The following is a 24,232-nucleotide window of genomic DNA, read 5'->3' as shown; positions in this document are numbered from 1 at the left end:
GGCACTACCCCGTCGCGCAGCGCAACGTACGCGCTGCGACCCAACCGAGATCAACGAACGGGGCGAGACAGCCGCGCCATACCGCGCACTGGCATTGCGTGCCGCTGTCCCGCCCGCCCCCATGAAAAGGACTGACAGCATGAGCAAGGCATTCGCATCCCAGGCCGACCTGGAAGCCAAGCAGATCACCTTCACCCAGTTGTCCGAGAACGCCTATGCCTACACGGCCGAAGGCGACCCGAACTCCGGCGTGATCATCGGCGACGATGGCGTGATCATCATCGACACCACGGCCACCCCGGCCATGGCGCAGGACCTGATCGCCAGGATCCGCTCGGTCACCGACAAGCCGATCAAGTACGTCGTGCTCTCGCACTACCACGCGGTGCGTGTGCTGGGCGCGTCCGCGTATTTCGCCGAAGGCGCGCAGCAGATCATCGCCAGCCGCGGCACCTACGAAATGATCGTGGAGCGTGGCGAAGCCGACATGAAGTCGGAAATCGAACGCTTCCCGCGCCTGTTCGCCGGCGTCGAGACCGTGCCGGGCCTGACCTGGCCCACGCTGGTGTTCGAAAAGGAAATCACGCTGTTCCTGGGCAAGCTGGAGGTGCGCATTGCCCACCTCGGCTCGGGCCATACCAAGGGCGACACCGTGGTGTGGCTGCCGTCGCAGAAGGTGCTGTTCTCGGGCGACCTGGTCGAGTACGACGCGGCCTGCTACTGCGGCGACGCCCAGCTTGCCGAATGGCCGGCCACGCTCGACGCGCTGGCTGCGCTGCAGCCGGAGAAGCTGGTGCCCGGCCGCGGCCCGGCGCTGACCACGCCCGAAGACGTCAGCAAGGGCATTGCCTATACCAAGGACTTCGTCACCACGCTGTTCCAGGCCGGCAAGGAAGCCGTGGCCGACAAGCTCGACCTGAAGGCCGCCATGGCCCACACGCGCCGCGCGATGGACCCGAAGTTCGGCCAGGTGTTCATCTATGAACACTGCCTGCCGTTCGATGTGTCGCGCGCGTTCGACGAAGCCAGCGGCATCCGCCATCCGCGCATCTGGACCGCGCAGCGCGACAAGGACATGTGGGCGGCGCTGCAGGACTGAGGCGCGCACCTCACGATAAGACAGAAGACTGAACGAGAGTGGACGGAGACCTAGGCATGACCATCGATTACCAGCGCCTGTCATTCGAGTACCAGCCGTGCGCGGAACAACGCGACGGGCAAGCGGGCGGCACGGTCCATCCCGTTGTCGTGGTCGGTGCCGGGCCCATCGGCCTGGCTACCGCGATCGACCTGGCGCAACGCGGCGTGCGCGTGGTGCTGGTCGACGACGACTGCACGCTGTCGACCGGATCGCGCGCCATCTGCTTTGCCAAGCGGACGCTGGACATCTTTGACCGCCTGGGCTGCGGCCAGCGCATGGTCGACAGCGGCATCAGCTGGAACGTCGGCCGCGTATTCCTGCGCGACCAGCAGGTGTACAGCTTTGACCTGCTGCCCGAGGCGGGCCATCACCGCCCCGCCTTCATCAACCTCCAGCAGTATTACGTTGAAGGCTACCTGCTGGAACGCGCGCTGGAATTGCCCAACATCGAGATCCGCTGGCGCAACAAGGTCGTCGGGCTCGAACAACGCCAATCGGGCACGGCCGACGAAAATGTCGCGCTGACGATTGAAACGCCGGACGGCTGCTACGCGCTGGCAGCGCGCTACGTGGTGGCGGCCGACGGCTCGCGCAGCCCGGTGCGCAAGCTGCTCGGCCTGGATAGCAAGGGCCGCACCTTCAAGGACCGCTTCCTGATCGCCGATGTGAAGATGGAAGCGGACTTCCCGACCGAGCGCTGGTTCTGGTTCGACCCGCCCTTCCACCCGAACCAGTCGGTGCTGCTGCACCGCCAGCCCGACAATGTCTGGCGCATCGACTTCCAGCTCGGCTGGGATGCCGACCCCGTCCTGGAAAAAACGCCCGAGCGCGTGATCCCGCGCGTGCAGGCACTGTTGGGCCCGGACGCGAAATTCACGCTGGAATGGGTCAGTGTCTATACGTTCTCGTGCCTGCGCATGGACAGCTTCCGCCACGGCAGGGTGCTCTTCGCCGGCGATTCCGCGCACGGGGTCTCGCCGTTCGGCGCGCGTGGCGCCAACAGTGGCGTGCAGGACGCCGAGAACCTGGCCTGGAAGCTTGCCTACGTGCTGCAGGGCCGCGCGGCGGACAGCCTGCTCGACACCTACGCCAGCGAACGCGAGTACGCCGCCGACGAGAACCTGCTGAACTCCACCCGCGCGACGGATTTCATCACGCCCAAGAGCCCGGTGAGCCGGCTGTTCCGCGATGCCGTGCTCGGCCTGTCCCGTCGCCATGCCTTTGCACGCGGCCTGGTCAATAGCGGCCGACTGTCGGTGCCGGCGGTGCTGCACGGATCGCCGCTCAACACGCCCGACGCGGACGGCCTGGGCGGCACCATGGTGCCCGGCGCGGCCTGCGTGGACGCCCCGGTTTCCGATGCGCAGGGCGCGGGCTGGCTGCTCCAGCATCTTGGTGGAGAGTTCACCGGGATGGTGTTCGGCACGCCGGACAGCCTCGACAGCGACAGCCGCGCCGCACTCGCCCAACTGGAGCAGTCTGGCTTGCCGATTCGCCTCCTGTACCTCGGCACGCCGGTGCAGACCGCCTCGGGCAGCGCTGCTGTCCTGCGCGATGATGAAGGGCTTGCGGCGCAGCGCTACAGCGCCGCACCGGGCACGTTCTACCTGATCCGCCCGGACCAGCATGTCTGCGCACGCTGGCGCAAGATCGACGCGCAATGCATTGGCGATGCGCTGGCACGCGCCAGCGGGGCGCATCTGCCTGGCAGTGCGAAGCAACCGGCCGCCATGGCGGCATAAGCCGTCGGACACAACATTCGGAGACCACGCCATGCCAAGCCAAACCGAGGCACACGCGCTCAACACCCAACCCAACCTGGCCCGTCCGGACGACTTCTACGAAGCGCTGATCGACATGCACCGCGACCTGGACGACGCGCAGAGCCAGGCCGCCAACGCCCAGCTCATCCTCCTGCTCGCCAACCATATCGGCGATCACCAGGTGCTGCTCGCGGCCATGCAGGCCGCCCGCGAAGGCATCGCCGGCAACACCACCGCCACAACCTGACCTGCGGGCACGCGCACGCGTGCCCCACCCTTTCCCGCCGGACCCGTAGCGAAGGCCTGCCAAAAGGCTTGCGCGGGGTGGCGCTCACACCGGAGACAAAGCAATGAGCAATCTGGCCTCAGGGGCGATTGCGGCCCCCGCTTACGCCGCGCATGACGAAGACGCGCTATACCGCAAGATCTGGCTGCGTTTGATCCCGTTCCTGTTCGTGTGCTACGTGGTTTCATTCCTGGACCGCATCAACATCGGCTTTGCCCAGTTGCAGATGAAGCAGGACCTGGGCTTCAGCGACGCCATGTACGGCCTGGGCGCCGCGGTGTTCTACGTCGGCTACGTGCTGTGCGAGGTGCCCAGCAACATGCTGCTGGCACGCTTTGGCGCGCGCCGCACGTTCACGCGCATCATGGTGCTGTGGGGCGTGGCCTCGGTCGCGATGATGGCCGTGTCCTCGCCGGCGCAGTTCTATACGCTGCGCTTCCTGCTCGGCGTGTTCGAAGCGGGCTTCTTTCCCGGCATCGTGCTCTACCTGACCTACTGGTTCCCGGCCAAGCGGCGCGCCGCCGTGATGGCCATCTTCTTCGCGGGCGTCGCCGTTGCCGGTGTGCTGGGCGGGCTGGTCTCGGGCTGGATCATGCGCGACATGGCCGGCGTACTCGGCATGCAGGGCTGGAAGTGGATGTTCGCCCTCGAAGGCGCGCCGGCCATCGCGCTCGGCGTGCTCGCCGCCTTTGTCCTGGTCGATGAACCGCGCCAGGCAAGCTGGCTCACCGACAGTGAAAAAGCATTCCTGACACGGGCCCGCATCGAAGGCCATGACATCAAGGCGCATTCGCTGCAGGCGCTGCTGCAAGTCCTGCGCAACCCGCGCGTTTACCTGTTCGCGTTCATCTACTTTTCGCTGACCTGTGGCTCGCTGGCACTGAGCTTCTGGATGCCGCTCATGATCCGCGACTTCGGCGTCACCGATGTGGTCTCGATCAGCCTCTACTCCGTCGTGCCCAATGCGGTGGGCGCAATCGGCCTGATCCTGATCGCGCGGCATTCCGACCGCAGCGGCGAACGCCACCGGCATTTCCTGCTGTGCACGGCAGGCGGCGCACTGGCGCTGGCCGCGCTCACACTGCACCTGCATAGCCTGGCCGCGATGCTGGCCATCCTGTCCGTGGCCGCGGTCCTGATCTTTGCCGCGCTGCCGGTGTTCTGGTCGCTGCCGCCCAGCTATCTGCCCGCCAGCGGCGCAGCCGCCGGCATTGCCTTCATCAGCAGCGTGGGGATTACCAGCGGTATCATCAGCCCTTGGGTGATCGGGCAAATCAAGGTGCAGACCGGAAGCCTCGACAATGCGCTATACCTGCTGGCTGCGTTGCTGCTGGCGAGCGGCCTGTCGATGTGGCTTGGCGTGCCACGCCAGCCGGATCAATCCTGACGGCCAGTGGCCGCGCCTGGCCGTCTTCCTGCGGGTTGCGGACGGGGATTCCACTAATGCGGATGGCTGCAAGGAATCACGCCCGCGATCTCCTCGCGCATGACTTCCACCACGTCGTCGATCTCCAGCCCTTCCGCGGTGACCAGCACTTCCTTTCCACGGCTGATCGCATAGACCACGCCGCGCCAGCGCCCGGAGGCAACGACTTCGCTCAGGCGGATGTCGAACTCCGTGTCCTGGTCCTGGCTGTAGACCGTTACCAGGTCCCCGATCCGGGGCATCCAGCCGACTTCGCCGTCGGAAGCGCGGGCCACCACAGTCACTGGAGACTGTGTCAGTCCCCGCGCAAAACTTGCACGCATGGCTAGCTCCTTTACAGGCGATTTCCAGTCCAGCTTACAAGAGCAAGCCCAAATGACCAGATATTTTCGACCGCAAGTCGCCCTTGCTGCTCCTGGCTTGTCAGAGGGTGACCGATAGACAGCGGCGCCAATGAGGCCACAATGAAAGAGCCGACGCATTGCGCCGGCGCCTCAGGAGACAAAGATGGGCAGCAACCTACACGTCGTGCCTTACGGAAATGGGTGGGACGTCATTCACGAAGGCGCGCGTTACGCGGAATCCCACCACGCGACGCAGGAGGCCGCGATCCACGCCGCCACTTCGCTGGCGCGGCGCAAGAAGGTTGAACTGCTGATTCATGCGAAGGACGGCAGCGTGCGGGCGCGCAGCAGCTATGCGGGCCGCGACCTTAGCGCCATTGCCGGCTAGGCAGCCTCGCCACCGCGAGCCGGCCGCACCGGGTCATGCCGGGGCGGCCGGCTTTTTCTTCAGGACGGCCGTTTTCCCGGCTTGCCACGGCAGACGCGCAACCGATTGACCAGGTCGCGCACGCCAAAGACGTCGTCCACGATATCTTCGACACGGTACTTCTGCAGACGGTCTGGCACACTCCCTTCGAGCCTGACCACGCCGCTGTCCACGCGCACTTCGACGTCGCGTACATCGAGGCGGCCACTGCGCGTCAGGCGGTCACAGATGTCCTCCAGAATCCGCGCATCGCTGCGCTGGTAGCCGCGCGGCCCCACTGGCCGATAGCGCGGCGAAGCCCCCTGTCCGCTACGCGACGCGCGTTCATTGAACCCCGTGAACTGCTGATAGGCCTGCTCGGACCCGTAGCCCTCCGAAGGCTGTTGCTGCGGCGCCGGCCGCGCGCGTGGCCATTGGCGGCCTTCCTCGCGTAGCCCCGCGAACTCCGCGGGATCCACCGGCTGGTCGTAATCGAAGACGCCATACGCCCCAACGTAATGGCTGCGCCAGTCGGCATCTTCGGGCAGCGGTGGTTCACGCCACGGCGTGTCTGGTAAGGCGGGGCGGCTTCGGTCCATATCTGTCTCCGGCGGTCACTGCGGGAACACAGGTCCTGCCATGCAAGATGGACGCCACATTGTCCGGCGCGGGTACTGTCCTGCGCGCATGCCGGTGCGCGGCAGGAATTACAAGATCCATTGCGCCCTTGCACGTACATTCTTCTGCCCTGCGTGTCCATGCAGCAGCAGCGCGCGACGATGTGCCTGACACGGCTGGCACGGAAACTGCCGCCGCGTCGGTCATCGGCAACCAACGCAATGTGCAATGGATTCACTGACCAGCCTCATGCTTGCCCTGATGGGAGAAGGCGACCACCTCGCGTGGTGGCAGGGCGCGGTCCGCGCCTTCGTGGTCTTCCTGATCACCTGGCTGCTGCTGCGCGTGGCCGGGCGCCGCGCGTTTGCCCAGAAAACCGCGTTCGACCTGTGCGTGGTGCTGCTGCTGGGCGCGGTGCTATCGCGCGCCATCATCGGCGCGACCGCCCTGGCGACCGCGTTTGCGGCGTCCCTCACGCTGGTGCTGATGCATCGGGCGGTCGGATGGCTGTCGTCGCGCTACGCCGCGTTCGACCGCATTACGGGCGGCTACGCGATCGACTTGATCGACGACGGCCATGTCGACCGGACGCGCATCGCGCAGGCCATGGTCAGCGAGGAAGACCTGAAGGCCAACCTGCGCGCGACGCTGCAGAAGGAATCGCTGGAGGGCGTCACCCGCGTGGTGCTGGAGCGCGATGGCGCCCTGACCTTCGTGCGTGAAGCGAATAAACCATCGGCGACCGATGGCTGCGCGAAGCAGGCCCATGCCAGCGACCAAGACACGCCAGTCTCACGGCATACCGTTGAAAACGCCGATAAGGTCAATGGCACGTCGGTCTCCCGCTGCTCCGGACGATGAGTATGCCCCGAGGCCCGCACCTGCACCGACCTGCCTTCGCGCCGCCGTCCGCGCCCGGCCCAGTGCCTGGCAACGACGTGCGGCGCATCACCGTGCGCGAGGCCGCCGCCGATTGGGCGCTGGGGCGGCTGTGCCACTACTGCGAACTGGCCCGACGTGGCAACACCAGCCGTGGCTGCCAGAACACCAGCGCCGTACTTTCGTCGCCTGACGACAACCGGAGACCGACATGAAACGGACCCTCGCCACCACTGCACTGGTAATCGGCGCCGCGCTTTGCCTGCCAGCCTTTGGCCAGCAAGCCCCGGCATCCCCCAATGCGCCAAACCCGAGCGCCCCGCCAGCCCCAGAAGGCGCGGGCACCTCTCGCAACGCGCCCGCGATGGCAGCCCCTGGCTCGACCGACATGCAAAGCGGCACCGGCATGGCATCGGACCAGCCCAAGCACAAGGCCAAGAAGCACAGCAGCACGCAATCCGGCACCACCGCGCGCTACAAGAAGCCACGCGAGCAAGGCACGCCGCCCGCGCCGACAGCCGAGGCCCCGAGCGGCCCGAAGGGGGACTCGCCTGACCCGCTGCCGAAGCAGTAATCCGCGCGCAGCGTGAACAGCGGTGCGTCCCGTGCCGAATGGCGCGCGACGCACCGTTGCTCACCCGGACCGCCGAGCACCGGCACGAGCGGTGTCTTGCCAGGCCTTTGCGGCCTTGCGCATGCCGCGCACGTTCATGGCGACCAGCGCGACCTGCAGCACCATCAGCGCGTACGCGTCGCCCTGCCAGCCCCATGCGATCCACAGGACATTGCTGAACAGGAACACCCAGAACCCGGCACGCCTGCGCGCGTCCGAGCGCGACCCCACCAGCCACGTCCCCATCACGGTGGCCACCATGGCAGGCCATTGCATCGCTTCCAGCCAGTCCTGCATGGTTTCCCTCCGTGCCTGTCCGGCCCCGGACCGAGCATGAATCGTACCCATCCGCCCCGGCCGGATCGGCCACGCGCAATGCACGCGCGGTGCCGCGAAGGCAATTTTTGCAATGCCGGCCGAACTGCCTGAAGTTTTTACACGCCGCACACCGTTGTTGCGTCGCGGCCCGCCACCGCAAGCCCGGCGTTGTTGCCCTTGCCCACGCTCGGATATGACGGACCCGTTGCTGGCAGGCGCCGCGCTTGGCACGCGCTTCGCATGGCTCTGTCTAATTTCATCCCGCTGGGGATGTGGGCATGCGGGCCGGTATCGGTAGCGGCACCGGTATCTGAATCGGGAATGGCGCCGGATGTCGGCCTGCCCTTGTTGGCCAACAGCCAAGGGAATACTACGTGCGGATCTGCCTGCTCAATATCGACCGAATCACCGACCTCTCCGAATCCCAACACGACACGCTCCGGCGCGTCGCCGCGCTGGGATTCGACCATGTCCTGCTGTCCGGCCGCGCCGCTGTCCTGCCTGGAAACCCCGACACGCTGTCCGCGCTGGCGGCGCTCTGCGCGGACAGCGTGCGGCAAGGCCTCACCCCGCTGCTCGATATCTCGCTGGACCGCATTCCGGAGCATGGCAACGGTATCGATCCGACATGGATCGATCGCGCCGCGCCGGCCTTTACGCCGCACGATACCGACAACCACCTGCCCGGAGTGCGCCTGCGGTGGCAGTCGCCCGCGGTGGCCGCAGCGCTGGTGGAGTGGTGGGCCACGCAACTGCGCGCCGCACTCGCGGCCGGCGTTGCCGGCTTCTGTCTGCGTGCGCCGGCGCGGGTGCCCGGCCGATGCTGGACCACGCTGACCACCGCGCTGCGCGGCGATGGCCTCGCGCCGCAAGGCCCGCGCCCGATTTTCCTGGTCTGGACGCCGGGCCTGACGCCGGCACAACTCGACGACCTGATGCCGGAGCAGTTCGACGGCGCCTTCTGCTCGCTGCCATGGTGGGACTTCCGCAGCCCGTGGCTGACCGAGGAGATGGCGCGCCTGCGTCCGTTCGGGCGCGTGCTGGCGGCGCCATCGCAGTCGCCGGCCAGCCAGGACGCGTTGTCCGCCCGACGCGCCTTGTGGACCGCCGCCGCGATCGGCGATGGCCTGCTGGTGCCCGAGGGCTTCGAGACCGGCGGCACGAAAGCCCGTGATCCGCTGGCCGATGATGGCGGCGCCCGGGACGGCGCGCCGTACGACATCACGCATGAAGTGCTGCAGGCCAACGCCTGGCTGGCCACGCGCCCGTCCGCTCCGGCGGTGTCGGTCAGGCTGCTGAGCGGGCCCGACGCCGGGCTGACCGTGCTGGCGCGGCTGCAGGCGCCGGACAGCCGCGACGGCGACAGCGCCGCCCCGACGGAATCCACGCTGACGATCGTGGTCAACCCGGACACGCAGGAACCCGGCACGCTCGGCGTCGACCGCGTGCTGGCGACGCTGCCGGCTGCGTCGTCCCGACTGGCGTTGTCGGACGGCGGCCCCGGCGGCAGCGTGGACCCGGACGCCGCACTTGATGCGCTGGCCGACATGACGCTGGCCCCCGCCGACATCCGACTCTATCGCGCCGTCCCCGCGCACACCCGCAATGCCCCGCGCCTGCCGCAGCCCGGCGACGCCGTCAGCGCGAGCGGCCTGGGCAGCGTGGTGGCCGCGCTGGAGGCGCCGCGCATTGCGATCGAAGCGGTCGAGCCTGGGTGCGATAGCGGACGCTTCCCGGTGCGACGCGTGGTTGGCGAGCGCGTCGAGGTCAGTGCGGATATCTGGATGGATGGCCATGACAAGCTGGCCGCCGCCGTCCTGTGGCGCGCGCCGGGCGAGCAAACCTGGCAGGAAGCGCCAATGCGGCCGCTGGTCAATGACCGCTGGGTCGGCAGTTTCCCGCTGGTCGGGCTGGGCCGTCACACCTTCACGGTGGAAGCCTGGCGCGACACCTTTGCCAGCTGGCTCGACGAGATCGGCAAGAAGCGCGCGGCAGGCGTGGATATTTCGCTGGAGATCGAGGAAGGGGCACGGCTCGTAGCCGACGCCCTGATGCCCGCGCAGGGCGACACGCCGCCCGACAGCGAGTTGTCCGTGCTGGTCGATGAACTGACCGCCAGCGCCGGCGACGACAACGCGCGACTCGATATCCTGCTGTCGCCGCGTACCGCCGCGGCCATGCATGCCGCCATGCAGAAGCCCGAGGGACGTCCGTTCGCGAGCCGGCATCCGGTGCCGATGCCCGTGGAAGCGGAACGGCTGGCCAGCCGCTTTGCAAGCTGGTACGAACTGTTCCCGCGCTCCGCCAGCAACGACGAAAGCCGCCACGGCACCTTCGATGATGTGATCGCCCGACTGCCATCGATCCGCGCTATGGGCTTCGACGTGCTGTACTTCACGCCCATCCATCCGATCGGCAAGACCCATCGCAAGGGCCGCAACAACAGCCTGCGCGCGCAGCCCGGCGACCCGGGCAGCCCGTACGCCATCGGCGCCGACGATGGCGGCCACGATGCCCTGCACGCCCAGCTCGGCAGCTTCGAGGACTTCGAGCGCCTGCGCATTGCCGCTGCCGCGGCAGGGCTGGAACTGGCGCTCGACTTTGCGATCCAGTGCTCGCCGGACCATCCGTGGCTCAGGCAGCATCCGGAATGGTTCACGCGCCGTCCGGACGGTTCGCTGCGCTATGCCGAGAACCCGCCGAAGAAATACGAGGACATCGTCAACGTCGACTTCTACGCGGCGGCGCCCGCGGCCGCCGCGCTGTGGCAGGCGCTGCGCGACGTGGTGATGTTCTGGGTCGAGCGCGGCGTGCGCATTTTCCGCGTGGACAATCCGCACACCAAGCCGCTGCCGTTCTGGGAATGGATGATTGCCGACGTGCGCGCACGGCACCCCGACACTATCTTCCTGGCCGAAGCCTTCACGCGCCCCAAGATGATGGCGCGGCTGGCCAAGCTGGGCTTCAGCCAGTCCTATACGTACTTCACATGGCGCAATACGCGCGCCGAGCTGGCCGAGTACATGACCGAGCTGACGCAAGGCCCGCTGCGCGAGTTCTTCCGGCCGCATTTCTTCGTCAACACGCCCGATATCAACCCGTACTTCCTGCACCGCGGCGGCCGCCCGGCCTTCCTGATCCGCGCGGCGCTGGCCACGCTGCTGTCGGGGCTGTGGGGCATGTACAGCGGCTTCGAGCTGTGCGAGTCCGCGCCGCTCGTGCTCGACGGCAAGGAGCGCGAGGAATACCTGGACTCCGAGAAATACCAGCTGCGCGCGCGCAACTGGCACCAGCCGGGCAACATCGTGGCCGAGATCACGCGGCTGAACCACATCCGCCTGGGCCACCCCGCGCTGCAGAGCCACCTGGGGCTGCGCATCTATCCGGCCGGCAACGACGCGGTGCTGTACTTCGCGCGCTTCGTTCCCGGCACGGGCTCGACCTTCGGCGACGACGTGCTGCTGGCCGCGATCAGCATGGACCCGTTCGCCGCGCAGGAAGCCACCGTCGATATCCCGCTGTGGGAATGGGGCCTGCCCGACCACGGCAGCGTCGCCGTGCAGGACCTGATGGACGAGCACCGCTTCGCGTGGCACGGCAAGCGCCAGCGCATCCGGCTCGATCCGGCGCGGCTGCCGTTTGCGCTGTGGCACCTGACCCCGATCGGGCAGCCGGTACGGCGCGAAGCCATACCGTCGCCGGCTTACGATCCGCACGGCGCGTAGCGCGGCGACAGACACTGGCATACCTGGCAGAACCAAGGCACGGAGACACGGATGAAACGCCTGACCGAACCCGCCAACGCCCTGCTGCTCAATGCCGATCCGCTCTGGTACAAGGACGCCGTCATCTACCAGCTCCACATCAAGTCCTTCTACGATGCGAATGGCGATGGCGTCGGTGATTTCGCCGGCCTCCTGGCCAAGCTGGACTACCTGGTCGACCTTGGCGTCGACACCATCTGGCTGCTGCCGTTCTACCCGTCGCCGCGCCGCGACGACGGCTACGATATCGCCGACTACCGCAGCGTGCATCCCGACTACGGCACGCTGGCCGAAGCGCGCCGCTTCGTGGCGGCGGCCCATGCGCGCGGCATCCGCGTGATCACTGAACTGGTCATCAACCACACCTCGGACCAGCATCCGTGGTTCCAGCGCGCGCGCAAGGCCAAGCCAGGCTCCGCCGCGCGCCGCTACTACGTCTGGGCCGACAACGACCAAGCCTACGCCGGCACGCGCATCATCTTTTGCGACACGGAAAAGTCCAACTGGAGCTGGGACGCCGTGGCGGGCGCGTACTTCTGGCACCGCTTCTATTCGCACCAGCCGGACCTGAACTTCGACAACCCGCAGGTGATGAACGAAGTGCTGTCGGTCATGCGCTTCTGGCTGGACATCGGCGTGGACGGGCTGCGCCTGGACGCCGTGCCCTATCTGGTGGAGCGCGAGGGAACCAGCAACGAGAACCTGCCCGAGACCCACGCGGTCATCCGCCATGTGCGCGCCCACCTGGATTCGCATTACCACGGCCGCATATTGCTGGCCGAGGCCAATATGTGGCCCGAGGACGCCCAGCAATATTTCGGCCGCACGAACGCGGATTCCGGCACGGGCGATCGCGGCGACGAATGCCACATGGCCTTCCACTTCCCGCTGATGCCGCGCATGTACATGGCGATCGCGCGCGAGGACCGGTTCCCGATCACCGACATCATGCGCCAGACGCCGGAGCTGCCCACCGACTGCCAGTGGGCCATCTTCCTGCGCAACCACGACGAGCTGACGCTGGAGATGGTGACCAGCAGCGAGCGTGACTATCTCTGGGAGGTCTACGCCTCCGACCGGCGCGCGCGCATCAACCTTGGCATCCGGCGCAGGCTGGCCCCGCTGATGGAACGCGACCGTCGCCGCATCGAGCTGATGAACAGCCTGCTGTTTTCCATGCCCGGCACGCCGGTGATCTACTACGGCGACGAGATCGGCATGGGCGACAACATCCACCTGGGCGACCGCGACGGGGTGCGCACGCCGATGCAGTGGTCGCCGGACCGCAATGGCGGCTTCTCGCACGCCGACCCCGAACGGCTGGTGCTGCCGCCGCTGCAGGGGCCGCTCTATGGCTATGAGGCGGTCAATGTCGAAGCGCAGGCGCGCGATCCGCATTCGCTGCTCAACTGGATGCGCCGCATGCTGGCGCTGCGGCGCAAGCACCGCGCCTTCGGCCGCGGCACGCTGCGCTTCCTGTTCCCCGGCAACCGCAAGATCCTGGCCTACCTGCGCGAGTACGAGGACGAGCACATCCTGTGCGTGGCCAACCTGTCGCGCGCGCCGCAGGCCGTCGAACTCGACCTGGCCAACTTCAATGGCCGCGTGCCCGTGGAGATGATGGGGGCCACGCCGTTCCCGGCCATTGGCACGCTCACCTACCTGCTCACGCTGCCGCCGTATGGCTTCTACTGGTTCGTGCTCAGCGACGAGGCGCATCCGCCCGCGTGGCACGTGAGCGCGCCTGAACAATTGCCTGACCAGATCACGCTGGTCCTGCAGAACAAGGGGCGGCTCGAACTGACCGAGGCATCGCGCCAGATCCTGAACGCGGAAGTGCTGCCGCCCTATATCCGCCGCCGGCGCTGGTTCGGTGCCAAGGACGAGAGCATCCACAGCGCCTCGCTGGCGTACCTGGTGCCGTTTGCGCGGGGCGCCGCGGGCGAAGAGATCTATCTTGGCGAAGTCGAGGTCCGGCTATCCGGCGGGCGCACCGAGCGCTACCAGCTTCCGGTGGGGCTGCTGTGGGACCGCGAGAGCGCCGATGGCGTGTCCCAGCTTGCGCATGGGCTGTCGATGGCCCGCGTGCGCCAGGGCAGCCGCATCGGCCTGGCCACCGATGGCTTCGTGCTGGAGCCGTTCGCGCGCGAGGTGATCCAGGCCTTGCGCGCCGGCGTCGAGCTGCACGGCCCGCAGGAAACCATCCGCTTCCGTGCGGAGCCGGGCTTGTCGGCGCTCCAGCCAGAACAGGAAGAGATCCAGTGGATGTCGGCCGAGCAGTCCAACAGCTCGCTGTCCTACGACAGCACCGCCGTGCTCAAGCTGGTGCGGCGCCTGTCGGGTGGCATGCACCCGGAAGTCGAGATGACGCGCTACCTGACGGCGCAGGGCTATCCGCATTCGGCGCCGCTGCTCGGCGAAGTGTCGCGCACCGGCAGTGACGGCATTGCGCACACGCTGATGCTGGTGCAGGGCTATATCCTCAACCAGGGCAATGGCTGGGACTGGACGCTGGACTACCTGAGCCGCGTCATCGACGACGCGCTCCCCGCCGACGAAAGCCAGGACGAGTTCACCGAGGCCATGAACGGCTACGTCGCCATGGCCGGCACGCTCGGGCGCCGGCTGGCCGAGCTGCATGCCGTGCTGGCGCGGCCCACGGACGACCCGGCCTTCGCGCCGCAAGCCGCCACCGAGGCGGAAACGGCGCAATGGGCCGAACAGGCGATGGCGGCCCTGTCGCGCGCGCTTGCGCTGCTCGAAAAGCGTCCGCACGACGATCCGAAAGCCGCCAGCAAGCGTTTCGAGCTCGATGTCGACACGCTGATGAAGGCCCGCAAAGCCCTGCCCGAACTGGTGGCGCGGCTTGCGGCCGCCGCGCCCGGAAGCTTGCAGACCCGCATCCATGGCGACTTCCACCTGGGCCAGGTGCTGATCGCGCAGAACGACACCTACCTTGTCGACTTCGAGGGCGAGCCCGGGCTGCCGCTCGACTGGCGGCGCCGCAAGACTTCGCCGCTGCGCGACGTGGCCGGATTGCTGCGTTCGATCGATTACGCCGCGGCCACGGTCGGCACCGATCGGCAGGAGCGCACCCATGCCGAACTGCCTCCGGCGCTGGCCGAGCGGCGCGGCGGTCTGCTGGAGCAATTCCGCTCGACCGCCAGCGACGCGTTCCTGGCCTGCTACAGCCAGCACATGGAGGCCTCCGGTGCGCCCTGGGTGCAAGCGGAGCAACTCCAGCCGATGCTCGACCTGTTCCTGCTGGAGCGCGCCGCCTACGAAGTCGAATATGAAGCCGCCAACCGCGTGGCGTGGATCGACCTGCCCGCCAGCGGGCTTGCGCGCATGGTGCGCAAGCTGCTGGCCGGGAACCTGGAGGTCCAATGAGCCGCGTCGACATCCAGGCCGCCGAACGCCGGTCCGATACCCTCCCCGATGACGCGCTGAATGCGCTGCTGGCGGGCCGCCACGGCGACCCGTTCGCCGTGTTGGGGCCGCACCAGGACAACAATACGCTGGTGGTGCGCGCCTGCGTGCCGGGCGCGCAAGCCGTGACGCTGACCGATGCGCAGGGCACGCTGCTGGCGGAGATGACGGCCCTGCACGATGGCGGCGTGTTCAGCGGACGCATTGCCGCCGGCAACCCGGATTACCAGTTGCGGCTGCGCTGGCCCGACGGCCAGACCCAGCTCAGCCGCGACCCCTATGCCTTCGGCCTGCTGCTCGGCGAACTCGACCTGCACCTGATCGCCGAGGGGCGGCACTTCGAGCTGGGTTCCTGCCTGGGGGCGCAGTGGCGCCGGATCGACGGCGTCGAGGGCGTGCGCTTTGCCGTGTGGGCGCCCAATGCGCGGCGCGTATCGGTGATCGGTGACTTCAACGGCTGGCACCCTGCCCGTCACCCGATGCGCCTGCGCCAACCGAGCGGCGTCTGGGAGCTGTTCATCCCGGCGGCCATGGGCGCAAAGCCCGGCTGCCACTACAAGTTCGACCTGCTCGACCCGCACGGCGCCGAACTGCCCGACAAGGCGGACCCGCTCGCGCTGGCCACCGAGCCGCCCCCGGCCACTGCGTCGGTGGTGGCCGAGCCCGCGGTGTCCGCCCCGCCCTTCCCCTGGCAGGACGATGACTGGATGCGCCTGCGCAATGCCGTCGAGCCGTACGCGGCGCCGCTGTCGATCTATGAAGTCCATGCCGGGTCCTGGCTGCGAGCGGCCAATGATCCCGCGCACGGCTGGGACATCCTGGCCGAGCGGCTGATTCCCTATGTCTGCGAACTCGGCTTCACGCACATCGAGCTGTTGCCGGTGACCGAGCACCCGTTCGGCGGCTCATGGGGCTACCAGCCGCTGTCGCTCTACGCGCCCACGGCGCGCCTCGGGCCGCCGCAGGCGTTCGCGGCGTTCGTCGACCGTTGCCACCGAAGCGGCATCGGCATCATCCTGGACTGGGTGCCGGCGCATTTCCCGACCGATCCGCACGGGCTCGCGCATTTCGACGGCACCGCGCTCTACGAACACCAGGACCCGCGCGAGGGCTTCCACCAGGACTGGAACACGCTGATCTACAACCTGGGCCGCAACGAAGTGCGCGGTTTCCTGCTGGCCGGCGCGCTGCACTGGCTCGAGCACTTCCACATCGACGGGCTGCGCGTGGATGCGGTGGCATCCATGCTCTATCGCGACTACAGCCGTGCGGCCGGCCAGTGGGTGCCCAACCGCTTCGGCGGCCGCGAAAACCTGGAAGCCGTGGCGTTCCTGCGCGAACTCAACACGGTCGTGCATGAGCGCTGCCCTGGCGCGCTGACCATCGCCGAGGAGTCGACCGCGTGGCCCGGCGTCACGGCCAGCACCGCCAGCGGCGGACTCGGCTTCGACTTCAAGTGGAACATGGGCTGGATGCACGATACGCTGCGCTACCTGTCGCTGGACCCGATCCATCGCGCCTGGCACCACCAGGACATGACGTTCGGGACGGTCTACGCGTGGTCCGAGGCCTTCGTGCTGCCGCTGTCGCACGACGAGGTCGTGCACGGCAAGGGCTCGATGATCGGCAAGGCGCCTGGCGACAACTGGCAGCGCTTTGCCGGCCTGCGAGCGTACTACGGGTTCATGTGGGCGCACCCTGGCAAGAAGCTACTGTTCATGGGCGGCGAGCTGGCGCAGTGGCAGGAGTGGAACCACGACGCGGAACTCGACTGGGCGCTGCTCGAGCAGCCGATGCACCGCGGCGTCCACACGCTGGTGCGCGACCTCAATGCCCTGTACCGCGAACTGCCCGCGCTGCACGAACTCGACCATTCGCCCACGGGATTCCAGTGGGTGGTCGGCGACGATCACCAGAACAGCGTGTTCGCCTGGCTGCGCCGCCCGGCGCCCGGCAGCGGCGACGTGGTACTGGCCGTGGCCAACATGACGCCGGTGCCGCGCTACGGCTACCGCATCGGCGTGCCCTTTACCGGCTGCTGGCACGAACGCCTGAATACCGATGCGGCCTGCTATGGCGGCAGCAATGTCGGCAATGAAGGCGCGCTCCTGGCTGAACCCGTGCCGGCGCATGGGCAGGAGGCCTCCCTCTCGCTCACCCTGCCGCCGCTGGGCATGCTGGTGCTCCAGCATGCCGGCGCGCAGGCATGACCATGGCGATCCAGCCCGCGGACCGCCTGCTGGCCGGCAAGCCTTACCCGCTCGGCGCCCACTGGGACGGCCTCGGGGTGAACTTTGCCGTGTTCTCGGCCAATGCCTCGCGCATCGACCTGTGCCTGTTCTCCGGCAACGGGCGCAAGGAACTGTCGCGCATGCCGCTGCCCGAATGCACCGACGAGGTCTGGCACGGCTACCTGCCCAACGCCGCGCTGGGCACGCTGTACGGATACCGTGCCTTCGGGCCGTATGACCCCGTGCGCGGCCACCGCTTCAACGCGCACAAGCTGCTGCTCGATCCTTACGCGCGCCAGCTCAGCGGACCGGTGCGGTGGTCCGACGCATTGTTCGGCTACCGCCTGCACAGCGCGCGCGGCGACCTGACGCCCGACCGCCGCGACAGCGCCCCCACGATGCCCAAGGCCGTGGTGGTCGACGAGAGCTTCCACTGGGGCAACGACCGGCCGCCCGACGTGCCGTGGCGCGACACGGTCATCTACGAGGCGCATCTGCGTGGCGTGTCGATGCTGCGCGAAGATGTCCTGCCGCACCAGCGCGGCACCTTCGCCGCGCTGTGCGATCCTCGTTTCCTGGACCACCTGCTGAGCCTGGGCGTCACCGCCGTGGAGTTGCTGCCGGTGCACGCCATCCTGCAGGACCGCTTCCTGCTGGAGCGCGGCCTGCGCAACTACTGGGGCTACAACACGCTGGCGTACTTCGCGCCGGAGCCGTCCTACCTGGCCACGAGCCAGCTCCACGAACTCAAGGTCGCGGTGCGGCGGCTGCACGCGGCCGGCATCGAAGTCATCCTCGACGTCGTCTACAACCACACCTGCGAAGGCAATGAGTTCGGCCCGACGGTGTCGTGGCGCGGGCTGGACAACGCCAGCTACTACCACCTCGTGCCCGGCGACGAACGTCACTATCTCAACGACACCGGCTGCGGCAACATGCTCAACCTGCCCCATCCGCGCGTGCTGCAGATGGTGCTGGATTCGCTGCGCTACTGGGTCGAGTGCTACCACGTCGACGGCTTCCGCTTCGACCTGGGCACCACGCTGGGCCGCGAGCAGAACGGCTTCGACCCGGGCGCCACGTTCTTCGGTGCGGTGCTGCAGGACCCGGTGCTCAGCCGCGTCAAGCTGATCTCCGAGCCGTGGGACCTCGGCCCGGGCGGGTACCAGCTCGGCAACCAGCCGCCCGGCTTCGCCGAGTGGAACGACAAGTTCCGCGACACCGTGCGCCGCTTCTGGCGCGGCGACGCCGGCCAGCGCGGCGAACTGGCGGCGCGGCTGGCCGGCTCGGCCGACCTGTTCGACCGCCGCTACCGGCGGCCGTGGTCGAGCATCAACTTCATCACCGCGCATGACGGCTTCACGCTGGCCGACCTGGTCAGCTACAACGGGAAACACAACGAAGCCAACGGCGAAGACAACCGCGACGGCACCGACAACAACCACAGCGCCAACTGGAGCCCGGACGGCACCGTCGAAGGCCCCACGGACGATCCCGCTATCCTCGAACTGCGCGCGCGCGTGGCCCGGGCCATGATGGCCACGCTGTTGCTGGCCCAGGGCACGCCGATGCTGACCGCCGGCGACGAATGGGGCCGCAGCCAGGATGGCAACAACAATGCGTACTGCCAGGACAATGCGCTGTCCTGGCTGGACTGGAAGCAGGCGCAGACGCCCGAAGGCCAGACCCTGCAGGAGATGGTGCGCCGCCTGCTGTCGCTGCGGCGCCGGCTGTACGCCATCGGCGCCCACCGCTTCGCGCACGGCAACCATGAGCCGATGCCGGGCATCGGCGATATTGCGTGGTTCGACACGGAGGGGCAGCCGCCAAGCCCCGACGCCTGGGCCGACCCTGAAATCCGCACGCTCGCGCTGCGCCGGGCGGAACGCCCGGAGCCGGCCCGGCGCTCCGTGCGCAACGGCCAGGGAGGGCCGGTGCAGGTGACGCTGTTGCTGCTCAATGCCAGCGACACGGATGCGGTGTTCCGCCTGCCCGAGCCCGCGCTGGACTGGCAGTTGCTCTTTGACAGCAGCCAGCCGGAACTGCCCGAAGCCGGCCGGTCGGCGGCCGGCGTGACGTTGCAGGCCGTGCCCGCCCACGCCCTGGTCCTGCTCGCCGCCCAGACCGAGCCGCAGCGGCATGCGCGCCCGGCCGTCCCGCCACGCAGTCCCGCGCAGGAGCCCAACGCATGACCGCGCCGACCGCCTCGGCGTTGCACGCGCTGGCTCGGCGCGCCGGCCTGCAGCCGCACTGGCTCGATGCCTGGGGCCACCCGCAGCGGGTCGCGGATGCGACGCTGCGCCGCTTGCTGCAAGGCATGGCGCTGCCTTGCGACACGCCCGCGCAGTGCCGTGCCTCCGGGGCACGGATGGACGCCGAAGACGCCGCCCTTGGCCTGCCCCCGCTGATCACTGCGGACCAGGGGCGGCCCGTCGCGGTGCCCTGGCGCGATGCCGCCGAAGCGCGGCCGTACCGGATCGAGCTGGAAGACGGCGGCCAGCTCGACGGCACGGCGGAGCCCGCCGCGGACGGGGCGCTGTGCCTCGCGCCGGTCCTCGCATGCGGCTACCACGGTCTGCGCATTGGCGATGCGCAGACCGTGCTGGCCGTGGCCCCGCAACGCTGCTTTGGCGTGGACGATGCGCTGCGCGCAGCGGGCCGCCGCTCGACCTTGGCGGCAGGCGAACGCGCGTGGGGCCTGGCGGTGCAGCTCTATGGCCTGCGCCGCGGCGCGCCGACTGGCATGGGCGACCTGTCGGCCCTGGCGCAGTGCTGCCAGGCCGCCGCCGCCGAGCACGCCGACGCGGTGGCGATCAACCCGCTTCATGCGGGCTTTGCCGCGCTGCCGGAGCGCTACAGTCCTTATTCGCCGTCCAGCCGGCTGTTCCACAATCCGCTCTATGCGGACCCCGCCGCCGTCTTCGGGCAGGACGCTGTCGAGAGCGCCATCGCGGCACTGAACGCGCGCGCGGCCTTCGCGCAGCACGAGGCCCGCAGCGAGATCGACTGGCCGCACCTGTCGCGGCTGCGCCTGTCCGTGCTGCGCTGGTTGTGGGAACACCGCGAGCAGTTGCTACCGCCTTCGGCGCTGGACGCATGTGCGGCGTTCCGCGCGCGCGGCGGCACCGCGCTGCATGCGCACGCGTGCTATGAAGCGATTCAGGCCGCACGCCTGGCCGAAGCGGCCAACGGCATGAATGCCAACGGCGCTGCGGACTGGCGCTGCTGGCCGGTGACGCTGCGCTCCCCCGCTGGTGCGGCCGTGACCGCATTCGCGATGGCCCACCCGCAGGAAATCGACTACCACGCGTTCCTGCAATGGCTGGCCCACGACGGACGCGCGCGCGCGCAGCAGGCCGCGCGCGATGCAGGCATGGCGATCGGCGTGATTGCCGACCTGGCCGTGGGGGCGGACCCCGGCGGCAGCCAGGCATGGTCGCGCCAGCAGGACTTCCTGGACGGCTTCCACGCCGGCGCGCCACCCGATGTCTACAATCCGCACGGACAGGACTGGGGCGTCACGGTGTTTTCGCCGCAAAGCCTGCACCGGCACGGCTATGGCGCCTTCATCGAGATGCTGCGCGCCAACCTGGCCCATGCCGGCGGCTTGCGCATCGATCATGTGCTGGGCCTGGCGCGCATGTGGCTGGTGCCGGCGGGCGCGTCGGCGCGCCAGGGGGCGTATCTCGAATTTCCGCTGCAGATCCTGTTGCGGCTGGTGGCGCTGGAATCATGGCGGCACCGCGCCATCATCATCGGCGAGAACCTGGGCACGGTGCCGGCGCACCTGGACAGCGCGCTGGCCGCGCGCGGCGTGCTTGGCATCGACGTACTGTGGTTTGCTCGTGCCGAACCGGCAGTGAGGGAAGCAGACGGCACCGAACCCGATGCACCGGCCGAAGTGGCGTCGACGGATACGCCGCCGTTCCTGCGCGCCGAGGACTGGCCCAGGCATGCGGTCGCGACGACCTCGACCCACGACCTGCCGACGGTCGCGGGCTGGTGGCAAGGGCGAGACCTGGCATGGCGCGAACGTCTTGGCTTGCTCGCGGCGGACGAAACGCCCCAGGGCGTGCGTGACGCGCGTGTGCGCGAGCGCACCGCACTGTGGCAAGCGCTGCGCGACGCTGGGCTTGCCGGCGCGGACATGCCCGGCCCGGAACATCCGCCGCTTGATACCGTGCTGGCCTGGCTTGGCCGCACCCGCACGCCGCTACGCCTGTTGCCATTGGAGGATCTCCTTGGCGTAGCCGAACAAGCCAACCTGCCCGGCACCACGGCCGGCCATCCCAACTGGCAGCGCAGGCTCGATGCCGATGTGCGGCGCCTTTTCGAGACGCCGGCCCTGCGTGCACGGGCACGCGCGGTGCGCCAGGGCCGGCTGCCCGGCGCGGCGCGCGCGCGCTGAGCCGCCTTGATACGGAGGTCGCCCCATGACGGAAGCCAGCCGGTCCGAACATGCCGACGATACCCGCACCGCCCTGTCGAGTGCCACGATCCGCCGCGCCTTCCTGGACCATGTGTTCCATACCCAGGGCAAGCCGCCGGAGCATGCCAGCCAGAACGACCTCTACCAGGCGCTCGCGCATACGGTGCGCGACCGGCTCGTGCAGCGCTGGATCAGTACCGCCGAGGCCTACCTTGACCAGCCGTCGCGCACCGTCGCCTACCTGTCCGCCGAGTTCCTGATGGGCCCGCACCTCGGCAACAACCTGATCAACCTGGGCATCTACAGCGAGGTGGAGGCCGCGATGCAGGCGCTCGGGCTGAACCTGGAGCAGATCCTCGCGCAGGAGATCGAGCCCGGCCTCGGCAACGGCGGCCTGGGGCGGCTGGCCGCCTGCTTCATGGATTCGATGGCCACGCTGGAGATCCCGGCGCTGGGCTACGGTATCCGCTACGAATACGGCATCTTCCAGCAAGCCATCATCGACGGCATGCAGGTCGAGAAGACCGATAGCTGGCTGCGCCATGGCAACCCGTGGGAGATCCAGCGCTCGGAATGGGCGGTGCAGGTGCGCCTGGGAGGCCATACCGAGCACTACACCGACGACCGCGGGCACTATCGCGTACGCTGGGTGCCGGCCAAGACGGTGGTGGGCGTGCCGTTCGATTCGCCGATCCTGGGGTACCGCGTCAATACCGTGAACACGCTGCGGCTGTGGCGCGCCGATGCCACCGAGGCGTTCGACTTCCCGACCTTCAATCGCGGCGACTACCTTGGCGCGGTCAGCAAGAAAATCACCTCGGAAAACCTGACCAAGGTGCTTTATCCGAACGACGAGACCGAACAGGGCAAGGAACTGCGGCTGGAACAGCAGTACTTCTTCGTCGCGTGCTCGCTTCAGGACATGCTGCGCCTGTTGGCGGCCGACCGCATGCCGGTGTCGCGCTTCCACGATAAGTTCGCGGTACAGCTCAACGACACGCACCCGGCGGTCGGCATTGCCGAGCTGATGCGCCTGCTCGTGGACGAGCATGACCTGCCATGGGAAGAGGCCTGGGACGTCACGCGACGCGCCTTCGCGTATACGAACCACACGCTGTTGCCCGAAGCACTGGAGCAATGGCCGCTGCCATTGTTCGGCCGCGTGCTGCCGCGCCATCTCGAAATCATCTTCGAGATCAACACGCGCTTCCTGGAGGCGGTCCGCATCCGCTTTTATGGCGACGACTCGCGCCTGGCGCGCCTGTCGCTGATCAACGAGCACGGCGAGCGGCATGTGCGCATGGCGCACCTGGCATGCGTCGGCAGCCACGCCATCAATGGCGTGGCGGAACTGCACTCGCGCCTGATGCGCGAAGACGTGCTCAGGGACTTCCACGACATGTGGCCGGAGAAATTCACCAGCATCACCAACGGTGTCACGCCGCGTCGCTGGCTGGCATTGTCGAACCCGCGCCTGTCGCGGCTGGTGACCGATGCCATCGGCGAGGGCTGGGTCACCGACCTGGAGCGGCTGCGCGTGCTGGAGCCCTTCGCCGACGACGCCGGGTTCCGCGAGCAATGGCAGGCCGTGCGGCACGCCAACAAGATGACTCTCGCGGAACTGGTGCGCGACAGCACGGGCGTGGTCATCGATCCGTCGTCGATGTTCGACGTCATGGTCAAGCGCATCCACGAGTACAAGCGCCAGCACCTGGCCGTGCTGCACATCATCGCGCTCTATCACAGGATCAAATCCGCCCCGAACCTCGACCTGGCGCCACGCACGTTCCTGTTCGCCGGCAAGGCCGCGCCGGGCTACCAGTACGCCAAGCTGATGATCCGCTTCATCACCAGCGTAGCCGACGTCGTCAACCGCGACCCGCAGGTGCGTGACCGGCTCAAGGTGGTGTTCCTGCCCAACTTCAACGTCACCTACGGTCAACGCATCTACCCGGCCGCGGACCTGTCGGAGCAGATTTCGCTGGCCGGCAAGGAAGCGTCGGGCACCGGCAACATGAAGCTCGCCATGAACGGTGCGCTGACCATCGGCACCATGGACGGCGCCAATATCGAGTTGTGCAATGCCGTCGGCGCCGACAATTTCTTCGGCTTCGGGCTGACCGCCCCCGAGGTCTACGCCCTGCGCGCTGCGGGCTACGATCCGGCGCTTTACTACCACCACAACCCTGAACTGCGCGCGGTGATCGACCTGATCGAGCAAGGCTTCTTCTCGCATGGCGATCCCGCGGTCTTCCGTCCCCTGTTCGACGGGAATCCGCGGCATGACCCTTACCTGCTGCTGGCGGATTTCGACGCCTATATCGCCTGCCAGCAGCGCGTCTGCGAAACCTATTTGCAGCCGCAGCGCTGGCAGCGCATGTCGGTGCTGTCGTGTGCGCGCTCGGGGCACTTTTCGTCGGACCGTGCCATCCGCGAGTACTGCGAACGGATCTGGAAGGTCAGGCCCGTGCCGGTCCACTTGCTGCACCGCGCCAGCGGCACGCGGCCGCATACGGACAGCCGCGTGCATGCCGCGGACAAGGACCGTTAGCGCCATGCATGTTCTACAAGGCCGCGCGCAGATA

Annotated in this window: 16 protein-coding genes; 13 read left to right on the top strand and 3 right to left on the bottom strand. The window is 68.2% G+C overall.

The features are described 5' to 3' along the window. Positions 1–139 precede the first annotated feature (139 nt). The 4 genes from ACIGJC_RS21900 to ACIGJC_RS21885 all read left to right on the top strand — a co-directional run bounded on the left by ACIGJC_RS21900 (position 140) and on the right by ACIGJC_RS21885 (position 4,577). On the top strand, positions 140–1,099 hold the full coding sequence (locus tag ACIGJC_RS21900; protein WP_483714281.1) for an MBL fold metallo-hydrolase: 960 nt from the start codon (positions 140–142) through the stop codon (positions 1,097–1,099). Between the two features lie 56 nt (positions 1,100–1,155). Next, positions 1,156–2,883, top strand: a complete 1,728-nt coding sequence (locus ACIGJC_RS21895) for an FAD-dependent oxidoreductase (RefSeq protein WP_483714280.1) — start codon at positions 1,156–1,158, stop codon at positions 2,881–2,883. A 31-nt stretch (positions 2,884–2,914) separates the two neighbouring features. After that, complete coding sequence (locus tag ACIGJC_RS21890; protein WP_483714278.1) at positions 2,915–3,151, top strand: DUF2783 domain-containing protein; 237 nt, start codon at positions 2,915–2,917, stop codon at positions 3,149–3,151. Positions 3,152–3,254: 103 nt separating this feature from the next. After that, positions 3,255–4,577 carry an MFS transporter gene (locus tag ACIGJC_RS21885; protein ID WP_483714277.1) on the top strand — a complete coding sequence of 441 codons (1,323 nt, stop codon included), beginning with the start codon at positions 3,255–3,257 and terminating at the stop codon, positions 4,575–4,577. 53 nt (positions 4,578–4,630) lie between these two features. Here ACIGJC_RS21885 and ACIGJC_RS21880 read toward each other — a convergent pair whose 3' ends face one another. Beyond that, entirely contained in the window at positions 4,631–4,939 is a 309-nt protein-coding gene (locus ACIGJC_RS21880) for a hypothetical protein (protein WP_483714276.1), read from the bottom strand. A 184-nt stretch (positions 4,940–5,123) separates the two neighbouring features. Here ACIGJC_RS21880 and ACIGJC_RS21875 point away from each other — a divergent pair, with 184 nt between their 5' ends. Further along, complete coding sequence (locus ACIGJC_RS21875; RefSeq protein WP_483714275.1) at positions 5,124–5,348, top strand: DUF2188 domain-containing protein; 225 nt, start codon at positions 5,124–5,126, stop codon at positions 5,346–5,348. A gap of 59 nt (positions 5,349–5,407) precedes the next feature. Here the strand turns inward: ACIGJC_RS21875 and ACIGJC_RS21870 are convergent, their stop codons facing one another. Further along, positions 5,408–5,965 (bottom strand): BON domain-containing protein, encoded by a 558-nt coding sequence (locus ACIGJC_RS21870; RefSeq protein ID WP_483714274.1) that lies wholly within the window; start codon positions 5,963–5,965, stop codon positions 5,408–5,410. Positions 5,966–6,212: 247 nt separating this feature from the next. On the opposite strand from ACIGJC_RS21870, the gene ACIGJC_RS21865 reads away from it, so the two are divergent. Then, the gene (locus ACIGJC_RS21865) at positions 6,213–6,845 is read left to right on the top strand and encodes a DUF421 domain-containing protein (RefSeq protein ID WP_483714273.1); all 633 of its coding nucleotides are present in this window, start codon (positions 6,213–6,215) and stop codon (positions 6,843–6,845) included. Between the two features lie 229 nt (positions 6,846–7,074). Then, positions 7,075–7,437 (top strand): hypothetical protein, encoded by a 363-nt coding sequence (locus ACIGJC_RS21860; protein ID WP_483714272.1) that lies wholly within the window; start codon positions 7,075–7,077, stop codon positions 7,435–7,437. A 60-nt stretch (positions 7,438–7,497) separates the two neighbouring features. Here ACIGJC_RS21860 and ACIGJC_RS21855 read toward each other — a convergent pair whose 3' ends face one another. Next, positions 7,498–7,773, bottom strand: coding sequence for a hypothetical protein (locus ACIGJC_RS21855; RefSeq protein WP_483714271.1), 276 nt, complete (start codon positions 7,771–7,773; stop codon positions 7,498–7,500). Between the two features lie 395 nt (positions 7,774–8,168). Here ACIGJC_RS21855 and ACIGJC_RS21850 point away from each other — a divergent pair, with 395 nt between their 5' ends. Genes ACIGJC_RS21850 through ACIGJC_RS21825 form a run of 6 tightly spaced genes read left to right on the top strand, consistent with a single transcriptional unit; the run spans position 8,169 to position 24,198 of the window. Beyond that, complete coding sequence (locus ACIGJC_RS21850) at positions 8,169–11,519, top strand: alpha-1,4-glucan--maltose-1-phosphate maltosyltransferase (protein ID WP_483714270.1); 3,351 nt, start codon at positions 8,169–8,171, stop codon at positions 11,517–11,519. A gap of 51 nt (positions 11,520–11,570) precedes the next feature. Further along, the gene (gene treS / locus ACIGJC_RS21845; RefSeq protein ID WP_483714268.1) at positions 11,571–14,948 is read left to right on the top strand and encodes a maltose alpha-D-glucosyltransferase; all 3,378 of its coding nucleotides are present in this window, start codon (positions 11,571–11,573) and stop codon (positions 14,946–14,948) included. Then, complete coding sequence (gene glgB / locus ACIGJC_RS21840; protein WP_483714267.1) at positions 14,945–17,197, top strand: 1,4-alpha-glucan branching protein GlgB; 2,253 nt, start codon at positions 14,945–14,947, stop codon at positions 17,195–17,197. Before treS ends, glgB begins: the two co-directional genes overlap by 4 nt. 2 nt (positions 17,198–17,199) lie before the next feature. Continuing rightward, positions 17,200–19,410: a glycogen debranching protein GlgX gene (gene glgX / locus ACIGJC_RS21835; protein WP_483714266.1), complete on the top strand. Its 2,211-nt coding sequence runs from the start codon at positions 17,200–17,202 to the stop codon at positions 19,408–19,410. After that, positions 19,407–21,626 carry a 4-alpha-glucanotransferase gene (gene malQ / locus ACIGJC_RS21830; RefSeq protein ID WP_483714264.1) on the top strand — a complete coding sequence of 740 codons (2,220 nt, stop codon included), beginning with the start codon at positions 19,407–19,409 and terminating at the stop codon, positions 21,624–21,626. Before glgX ends, malQ begins: the two co-directional genes overlap by 4 nt. A gap of 25 nt (positions 21,627–21,651) precedes the next feature. Continuing rightward, a complete protein-coding gene (locus tag ACIGJC_RS21825) occupies positions 21,652–24,198 on the top strand; it encodes a glycogen/starch/alpha-glucan phosphorylase (protein WP_483714263.1) in 2,547 nt (848 codons plus the stop codon). Positions 24,199–24,232 lie beyond the last annotated feature (34 nt).

This window comes from Cupriavidus sp. C3SS-1 (assembly GCF_057073755.1).
Note: the sequence above shows the minus strand (reverse complement) of the source record. Positions and strands in the feature narration are given on the sequence as shown.

What these genes read in the sequence shown, in the direction of transcription:
- ACIGJC_RS21860 (WP_483714272.1), top strand. Translation starts at nt 7,075, where the DNA reads ATGAAACGGACCCTCGCCACCACTGCACTGGTAATCGGCGCCGCGCTT.
- ACIGJC_RS21855 (WP_483714271.1), bottom strand. Translation starts at nt 7,773, where the DNA reads ATGCAGGACTGGCTGGAAGCGATGCAATGGCCTGCCATGGTGGCCACC.
- ACIGJC_RS21865 (WP_483714273.1), top strand. Translation starts at nt 6,213, where the DNA reads ATGGATTCACTGACCAGCCTCATGCTTGCCCTGATGGGAGAAGGCGAC.
- ACIGJC_RS21890 (WP_483714278.1), top strand. Translation starts at nt 2,915, where the DNA reads ATGCCAAGCCAAACCGAGGCACACGCGCTCAACACCCAACCCAACCTG.
- ACIGJC_RS21870 (WP_483714274.1), bottom strand. Translation starts at nt 5,965, where the DNA reads ATGGACCGAAGCCGCCCCGCCTTACCAGACACGCCGTGGCGTGAACCA.
- ACIGJC_RS21900 (WP_483714281.1), top strand. Translation starts at nt 140, where the DNA reads ATGAGCAAGGCATTCGCATCCCAGGCCGACCTGGAAGCCAAGCAGATC.
- malQ (WP_483714264.1), top strand. Translation starts at nt 19,407, where the DNA reads ATGACCGCGCCGACCGCCTCGGCGTTGCACGCGCTGGCTCGGCGCGCC.
- glgX (WP_483714266.1), top strand. Translation starts at nt 17,200, where the DNA reads ATGGCGATCCAGCCCGCGGACCGCCTGCTGGCCGGCAAGCCTTACCCG.
- ACIGJC_RS21825 (WP_483714263.1), top strand. Translation starts at nt 21,652, where the DNA reads ATGACGGAAGCCAGCCGGTCCGAACATGCCGACGATACCCGCACCGCC.
- treS (WP_483714268.1), top strand. Translation starts at nt 11,571, where the DNA reads ATGAAACGCCTGACCGAACCCGCCAACGCCCTGCTGCTCAATGCCGAT.
- glgB (WP_483714267.1), top strand. Translation starts at nt 14,945, where the DNA reads ATGAGCCGCGTCGACATCCAGGCCGCCGAACGCCGGTCCGATACCCTC.
- ACIGJC_RS21885 (WP_483714277.1), top strand. Translation starts at nt 3,255, where the DNA reads ATGAGCAATCTGGCCTCAGGGGCGATTGCGGCCCCCGCTTACGCCGCG.
- ACIGJC_RS21875 (WP_483714275.1), top strand. Translation starts at nt 5,124, where the DNA reads ATGGGCAGCAACCTACACGTCGTGCCTTACGGAAATGGGTGGGACGTC.
- ACIGJC_RS21880 (WP_483714276.1), bottom strand. Translation starts at nt 4,939, where the DNA reads ATGCGTGCAAGTTTTGCGCGGGGACTGACACAGTCTCCAGTGACTGTG.
- ACIGJC_RS21895 (WP_483714280.1), top strand. Translation starts at nt 1,156, where the DNA reads ATGACCATCGATTACCAGCGCCTGTCATTCGAGTACCAGCCGTGCGCG.